Origin of the sequence: Allosphingosinicella sp. (genome assembly GCF_036570505.1) — a bacterium.
Lineage (GTDB): Bacteria > Pseudomonadota > Alphaproteobacteria > Sphingomonadales > Sphingomonadaceae > Allosphingosinicella.
This window is the reverse complement of the sequence record NZ_DATCYB010000017.1, coordinates 1-6,219: the sequence shown is the minus strand read 5'-3', so window position 1 is coordinate 6,219 and position 6,219 is coordinate 1. Positions and strand designations below refer to the sequence as shown.

The 6,219-nt window shown below is 65.1% G+C and carries 12 protein-coding genes; 4 read left to right on the top strand and 8 right to left on the bottom strand.

Features of this window, described 5'->3' with window-relative positions; translation table 11 throughout:
• A partial coding sequence (locus tag VIR62_RS01415; RefSeq protein WP_431868059.1) for a lycopene cyclase family protein occupies positions 1 to 679 on the bottom strand: 679 nt, incomplete at its 3' end.
• 186 nt (positions 680 to 865) lie between these two features.
• On the opposite strand from VIR62_RS01415, the gene VIR62_RS01410 reads away from it, so the two are divergent.
• Both VIR62_RS01410 and dinB read left to right on the top strand, forming a co-directional pair.
• A complete protein-coding gene (locus VIR62_RS01410) occupies positions 866 to 1,270 on the top strand; it encodes a hypothetical protein (RefSeq protein WP_431868057.1) in 405 nt (134 codons plus the stop codon).
• A gap of 39 nt (positions 1,271 to 1,309) precedes the next feature.
• The gene (dinB, locus tag VIR62_RS01405; RefSeq protein WP_431868055.1) at positions 1,310 to 2,398 is read left to right on the top strand and encodes a DNA polymerase IV; all 1,089 of its coding nucleotides are present in this window, start codon (positions 1,310 to 1,312) and stop codon (positions 2,396 to 2,398) included.
• A gap of 8 nt (positions 2,399 to 2,406) precedes the next feature.
• On the opposite strand, the gene VIR62_RS01400 is transcribed toward dinB, so the two are convergent.
• The 3 genes from VIR62_RS01400 to VIR62_RS01390 all read right to left on the bottom strand — a co-directional run bounded on the left by VIR62_RS01400 (position 2,407) and on the right by VIR62_RS01390 (position 3,120).
• Positions 2,407 to 2,667, bottom strand: a complete 261-nt coding sequence (locus tag VIR62_RS01400; protein ID WP_431868053.1) for a hypothetical protein — start codon at positions 2,665 to 2,667, stop codon at positions 2,407 to 2,409.
• Positions 2,668 to 2,780: 113 nt separating this feature from the next.
• Positions 2,781 to 2,906, bottom strand: coding sequence for a hypothetical protein (locus VIR62_RS01395; RefSeq protein ID WP_431868051.1), 126 nt, complete (start codon positions 2,904 to 2,906; stop codon positions 2,781 to 2,783).
• A 19-nt stretch (positions 2,907 to 2,925) separates the two neighbouring features.
• Positions 2,926 to 3,120 (bottom strand): PspC domain-containing protein, encoded by a 195-nt coding sequence (locus tag VIR62_RS01390; protein ID WP_431868049.1) that lies wholly within the window; start codon positions 3,118 to 3,120, stop codon positions 2,926 to 2,928.
• Positions 3,121 to 3,544: 424 nt separating this feature from the next.
• Here VIR62_RS01390 and VIR62_RS01385 point away from each other — a divergent pair, with 424 nt between their 5' ends.
• Positions 3,545 to 3,832, top strand: a complete 288-nt coding sequence (locus tag VIR62_RS01385) for a zf-TFIIB domain-containing protein (RefSeq protein WP_431868047.1) — start codon at positions 3,545 to 3,547, stop codon at positions 3,830 to 3,832.
• 42 nt (positions 3,833 to 3,874) lie between these two features.
• Positions 3,875 to 4,315 carry a DUF488 family protein gene (locus tag VIR62_RS01380; protein ID WP_431868045.1) on the top strand — a complete coding sequence of 147 codons (441 nt, stop codon included), beginning with the start codon at positions 3,875 to 3,877 and terminating at the stop codon, positions 4,313 to 4,315.
• Positions 4,316 to 4,319: 4 nt separating this feature from the next.
• Here the strand turns inward: VIR62_RS01380 and VIR62_RS01375 are convergent, their stop codons facing one another.
• From VIR62_RS01375 to VIR62_RS01360, 4 genes are all read right to left on the bottom strand, one after another.
• Positions 4,320 to 5,066 carry a Crp/Fnr family transcriptional regulator gene (locus VIR62_RS01375; protein WP_431868043.1) on the bottom strand — a complete coding sequence of 249 codons (747 nt, stop codon included), beginning with the start codon at positions 5,064 to 5,066 and terminating at the stop codon, positions 4,320 to 4,322.
• Positions 5,063 to 5,416 (bottom strand): Mpo1-like protein, encoded by a 354-nt coding sequence (locus VIR62_RS01370; protein WP_431868042.1) that lies wholly within the window; start codon positions 5,414 to 5,416, stop codon positions 5,063 to 5,065. Before VIR62_RS01370 ends, VIR62_RS01375 begins: the two co-directional genes overlap by 4 nt.
• Positions 5,403 to 5,822, bottom strand: a complete 420-nt coding sequence (locus VIR62_RS01365) for a hypothetical protein (protein WP_431868041.1) — start codon at positions 5,820 to 5,822, stop codon at positions 5,403 to 5,405. The genes VIR62_RS01370 and VIR62_RS01365 overlap by 14 nt, the downstream gene beginning before the upstream one ends.
• 61 nt (positions 5,823 to 5,883) lie before the next feature.
• On the bottom strand, positions 5,884 to 6,219 hold a 336-nt coding region (locus VIR62_RS01360; protein WP_431868039.1), incomplete at its 5' end, for an SDR family oxidoreductase.

Below are 6,219 nucleotides of genomic sequence, written 5' to 3'. Positions count from 1 at the left end.
GGGCGAGATAGGCGTCGATCCGCTTGCCGGCCTCGTCGGCGTCGAGTCCGGACAGCTCCGATAGCTGGACGTCCTCGATCAGTATCCGGTCCTCGGAGAGTGGCAGGCAGCGCGTGAAATGGGCACCATGGGCGGCACCACCGCTGGCGTCGACCAGCAGCGGACGGTCGAGGCCGTGCGGCTGCTTCAAGCGATATTCGCGGCCCAGAAATTTCTGCCATCCGAGTTCCAGCATCGACAGGTTCGCAGCACCGCGCGCGTTGAGGGCGCCGTCGGCCCGGATCTTCTCCCCGCCCTGCAGGATGAGCTCGTTGTCCCGCACCGCGACGATGCGGGCGCCGAGCCGATACTGATCCGGCCGAAGCGCCTCCCGCACCGCCTTGTCGATATTGATAGGCGGGATGGCGGCAAGCTCGGTCTTCACCTTGCGGGTCCGGTCCGGAAAGGCGAGGTAATAGCCAGGCCAGCGCGGCCCGATCAGCGGTTCCGCCAGCCAGCGGTCGGCCTCGTCTATGTCGCTCTCGAAAAAGGACAGCGTATGCTGGCCGCCGAACGCTTCTCCTTCCTCAACCAGCAGGATCGGCACGTCGGGCCGGGCACGGGCCATGGCGAGCGCGGCGAGGCTTCCCGCCAGGCCCCCACCCGCGATCAGCAGCCCGTCCCGTTTGCTCTTGGCCATAATGGTCCATCTCTACAGAAGCCGGACGCCGGAGGCCATGCCATCCGGCATGCGCGGCCGGGGCAGGCCCATTTTGGGACTGTCGGCGGCAGCAGCGGTACGGCAATTTCTCGTTTCGCTACGGGAACTTCTACTTCTTTCCCGCGCTATAGAGGGAAAGAGAAACAGGGATCTGAAGAGTTGAGCATGAAGAAGCGCCACATGGCTGCGGCGCTTGTACTGCCGCTCGTCTTTAAAGCGCCCGCCGAGGCGCAGGGACCGGCCGACGGCCGCAGCGAATTCAGGATCGCCTCCGGTCCATCCATCGGCGGGACGGTCGATGCCAGGAGCCCCTATCTGCCTCTCGGAGGTGTCGGCTCCGGCGTTCGCATCGACAGCACGCCGATCATCCAGCAGGACGGCTCCGCCGTTTTTCGCAACGTTCTGGTAGGAGGCTGGGCGATGTCGCCCCGCGTGAAAGTCGGCGTCGGTCTCATCGAGGTCAACCGCATGTCGCACAAGGCTCCGGCTCTCCGCCGCATCGATCCGGTGCGCGACACGCGACCGGAGCGCGATCGTATCGCTGCCATTGGCATCAACATCGACTTCTGAGACCTTTCGCGTGGGCGCGCCACCGGCTAAGAACAGGGCGTGAACGATGCAGGCGAGCCGGCGCGGGTCCGCAAGATCATCCATGTCGATATGGACGCCTTCTATGCGTCGGTCGAGCAGCGCGACAATCCCCATCTGAGGGGTAGGCCGGTGGCTGTCGGCGGCATGCACCGGGGCGTCGTCGCGGCCGCGAGCTATGAGGCGCGAGCCTATGGCGTCCACTCCGCCATGCCGTCGGTAACGGCTATGCGCCGCTGTCCCGACCTCGTCTTCGTCAAGCCGCGTTTCGACGTCTACCGCGAGGTGTCGCGCCAGATCCGCGCCATCTTCGCCGACTACACGCCGCATATCGAGCCGCTGTCGCTGGACGAAGCGTATCTCGACGTGACCGAGGATCTGCGCGGCATCGGCATCGCCACCACCATAGCCGAACAGATCCGGGCCCGCATTCGCTCCGAGACCGGCCTCACCGCCTCGGCCGGGGTTTCCTACAACAAATTCCTCGCCAAGCTCGCCAGCGACCAGAACAAGCCGGACGGCCTCTGCGTCGTCACGCCGCGCCAGGGTCTCGCCTTCGTCGCCGCCCTCCCGGTCAAGCGCTTCCATGGCGTCGGTCCGGTGACCGCGGCCAGGATGGCGCGGCTCGGCATCGAGACGGGCGCCGACCTTCGCGCGCAGAGCCTCGCCTGGCTGGAGGCGCATTTCGGGCGGTCGGGGGGCTATTATCATCGCGCGGCGCGCGGCGAGGACGATCGCCCGGTCCGGGCCGACCGGCCCTACAAGTCGGTCGGCGCCGAGCGCACCTTCGACACCGATCTGGTCGAGGCAGCCGACCTATCGGCCGAGCTCGCGCGCATCGCGGGCTATGCCTGGGCGCGGGTGGAACGGGCCGAGGTCAGCGGCCGCACGGTCACGCTGAAGGTCAAGTTCCAGGACTTCCGGATCGTCACCCGCGCACATTCGACGAGCGGCGCGATCCAGGACGAGGCCGAGTTTCTCGCCATCGGCCGGCACCTGCTCCACGGGCTGCTGCCGGTCGAGAGGGGCATCCGCCTTCTCGGACTTACCCTGTCGGGCCTCAAGCCTCTGGAGGAAGCGGCGATGCCCCAGCTCGGCCTGCCGATCTGAGGAGCGAGCTACTGATTGTTGACGATCACATCGGCGTCGTCGATCGCCTCTTCCTTTTCCTCGCCGGCTTCACGGACGACATCGGCCTGATCCTCAAGCCGCTCTTCCTGGCCTTCGCTGACCGCATTGTCGGCCTGCTCCTCGAGCATATCGGCCTCGACTTCGGCGGCATCGGCGACGTTGTCGCCAAGCGCATCGTCGCCCTGTCCGCCGCACGCCGCGAGCGCGAGCAGGCCGCTTCCCAGAAGCGCGTCGAGCCAGATCTTCATGTGTCGTCCTTCTCGTTCGGCTTCGGCGAAGGGCGCCGGGCCTTTCGGGGCTCAATTCCCGTAGGTCCGTATCGGTTCCGTTACGCGAGTGCCGTCGGTGGAGAAGGAAAGGTTCAGCGCCAAAGGTCGCTGGAGTGTGCCGAAATGCTTTTGGCGCTGCCGCAACGCGTCGGCGCCTCCGCCCGCGCCAGCAGCATCTGGAGGCGGTAGAGAAGAACTTCGATGGCGCTCCTCTTCATCGCTCGCCTCCCGCCGGGCTCAGCCATTGTTGGCGATGAGGGCGGTGGCGAGATAGGCCAGGATCGTCACCGGCCCCAGGAAACACGTGACGAGGACCAAGGTCACGCGGACGAGAAGCGGGTCGACGTCCATCCATTTGGCGAAGCCGGAGCAGACGCCCATCAGTGCGGCATTGCCTTTGTCGAGCATGTAGCGGCTGTTCATGTGAAACATTCCTGTTCTTGTGCCGGAGGACCGATCGGTCAGATGAACTGACCGATCGGGCCGACCGCCGCGGTGACGAAGAGAGTGGCGGTCAAGAGCGCGCCGATGAACGAAGCGGCATATCGGTTGAGATTGGCGTAGGTCATTGTCTGTCTCCCTGAAGCTGATCCGGACCATCCGGGTCATGCCAGGGGAATTGCATGGAGCGTGCCAATTCGCGATTTCAGCGACTGCCAGCCAAATTTCCGTGTAAATCGACCAAATAGCCCACAAGTATGAACCAATGTTCAGGAATATTCGCCAGATGTTGGCGCGAGCAGGAAGTCGCGGCAAACCGGACTGTTCGTTCCCGGACAGAGCGGGCGGCAGTGTCCGCCTGCTTGCGAGTTCGCGGCCGCCCCCCTAGCTTGGCGGAAAGGAAAGGAGCCTCCGAATGGCCGAACCCATGCTGTGCCCTGTCGACCGTACGCCACTGGTGATGAGCGAGCGGCAGAATATCGAGATTGATTATTGCCCCGCCTGCCGCGGCGTCTGGCTCGATCGCGGCGAGCTCGACAAGATCATCGAGAAGAGCGCTGTGTCCAATGCGCCCCCTCGCGCGGCCGATCCACCCCCTCAGGGCCACGCGCCCCGGCCCGGCTTCGGCGGCGGCTATGGATCGGGCTATGACCAGCCCTATCGCAAGCGCAAGAAGAGCTTTCTCGAGGAAATCTTCGATTGATCGCAGCGCGGCGGCGTGAAGATGATGCTATAGCGCTCTTCGATGGCGAAACCTCCGCTCTCGACGATCGGCTATGAAGGCAGAACGGTTGCCGAATTCATGGAGGCTCTCGAAGCCGCGAGGGTCGAACTGGTGATCGACGTGCGCGCGGTGGCGGCGTCGAGGCGGCTGGGCTTTTCCAAGACCGTGCTCGCCGCCGGCCTTCGTGACCGGGGCATCGACTACCTGCACCTTCGCTCTCTCGGCACGCCCAAGGCCGGACGCGAGGCCGCTCGCAAGGGTCGCATTGCCGAGATGCGCGCCATCTATGAAGAGCAGCTGGCGACGCCGGAAGCGGCGTTGGCGATGGAGCAGGCGCTCGACGAGGTCGACCGACGGAGCGTTGCGCTCCTTTGCTATGAGGCGGATGCCGCCGGTTGCCACCGAACGATCGTCGCCGAGCGGCTGGTGGAGCGCGGCGGGTTCAAGGTCCGGAATCTCTAGCGCTTCAGCGCGGCCGCCGCTCCAGATAGAGATAGGTCGGATCGAACTCGGCCAGACCCTGCAGCCCGTCCCAATCGTGGATCGTCACCTCGCCGTTCCGGAAGGTGACGAGCGCCTCGTCGCGAAGCTTCTTCAGCATCCGGTTGACATGGACGGCGGTGAGGCCGGTCGCGTCGGCGAGGTCGGTCTGCGTCAGCGGCAGGGGATAGCGGCGGTCGTGGACGAGCCCGATGATGCCCATGCGTACGTGTAACTCCGAGAGGAGGTGCGCCACCCTGGCGAGCGCCGACCTCCGACCGATCGACAATATCCATTCGCGGTTGATGGCGGCATCGAGCAGGGTCGAGAACCAGAGCATGCGCGCCAGATGCGGATGCTCTTCCGTAATCCGTTTCAGCCGCTCGTGGGGAATGATCGCGATCCGCACCGGAGTCAGCGATCCGATATTGTGTTCCAGGCGCTTCAGGGGAAAGCTGTGCAGGTCGACGAAGTCGCCGGACAGGTGCAGCTCCAATATCTGCCGCTGCCCGTCATTAAGCTCCTTGTAGCGGCAGACCATGCCTTCGACGAGAAGGTTGCACTCGCTGAGCGAGACGCCTTCGCGAACAAGGATCCTGCCGGGGCCGACCTCCTTTACCTCGCCGACCGAGGAGGCGAGCGCCTCTTCTTCTTGTCTCGATAGAACATCGCGCGCGCGCAACTTGCGAACCAGGCCCTCGACAGCCTGCCCGGCGCTGGCTGTGAGGTTCACAGCCTCTCCTCACGCTCCGGAGCGTGGGCTATGCCGGCTGCCGTCAGCTCCGCGCCGATCCTGCCGATGAGCCACAGCCACCACATTTTGAAATCCGCGCGCAGGGACCAGAGCGGATAGGTGAACGTCGCCGGCCGGTTGCGCTCGATCGCGGCGTGGCTCGCCCAGGCGAAGCCGTAGCCCGCCACCGGCATCGCGATCAGCAGCCACGACTTTCCGGTCAGCACCGCGGCGAGCGCCAGCAGCACGACCAACGTTGTCCCAGCATAATGGAAGGCGCGCGTGCGCGGCTTCGAATGCTCCCGCAGGTAGAAGGGCCAGAATTCGGCGAAGCTGCTATACGTCCGCATGCGTCTTCTCCCTGGGCCGGCTGCCCGCGAGATGGGTCGCCGCGAGTCCGCCCAGTAGCGGCGCGACGACGGCGGCGATCTGCATCCAGACCGGATGCGGAATCATCATGATCGTGACGATCGCCGCCAAGGCGACCAGCGAGGCGATAAGCCACGGCGACCACCAACGTCCCCTGATGCGGCTCGCCACATAGCCGCCGCCCAGCGCCCCCGTGAACCAGGCGAAGACGACGATCAGCTTGGCGGGCAGGGGAATGGATCCAAGCGCCTGATCCGCGACCTCGGGATTTCTAAGATCGAGATCCTCGGGCAGCGGGAAAATCAGATGGCCGATCAACTCGATCCCCCAGACGAGGACAAAGGCGGTCAGCGCGCCCGCGACGATACTGCCTACAATCCGCAGCACGGAACGCCCCTCCCACTGTTGCGGCGCGAGCCTATAACATATTTGGTTATTGCGCGAGCCGTTAGCCGCCGACCACCGTGCCGCCATTGGGATGGAGCACCTGGCCCGACATATAGCTCGCATCCTCGCAGGCCAGGAACAGGAAGCTCGGCGCTACTTCGTTGGGCTGGCCCGGCCGCCCCATCGGCGTGTTCTCCCCGAAATTCTTCATCTTCTCGGGTGTGGAGCCGCCGAACGGGTTGAGCGGCGTCCAGATTGGCCCGGGCGCGACCGCGTTCACGCGAATGCCGTCCTCGATCAGATTTTCGGACAAGGAGCGCGTGAAGGCGGTGATGGCGCCCTTGGTGCTCGAATAGTCGAGCAGCTGCTTCGATCCCTGGTACATGGTGATCGACGT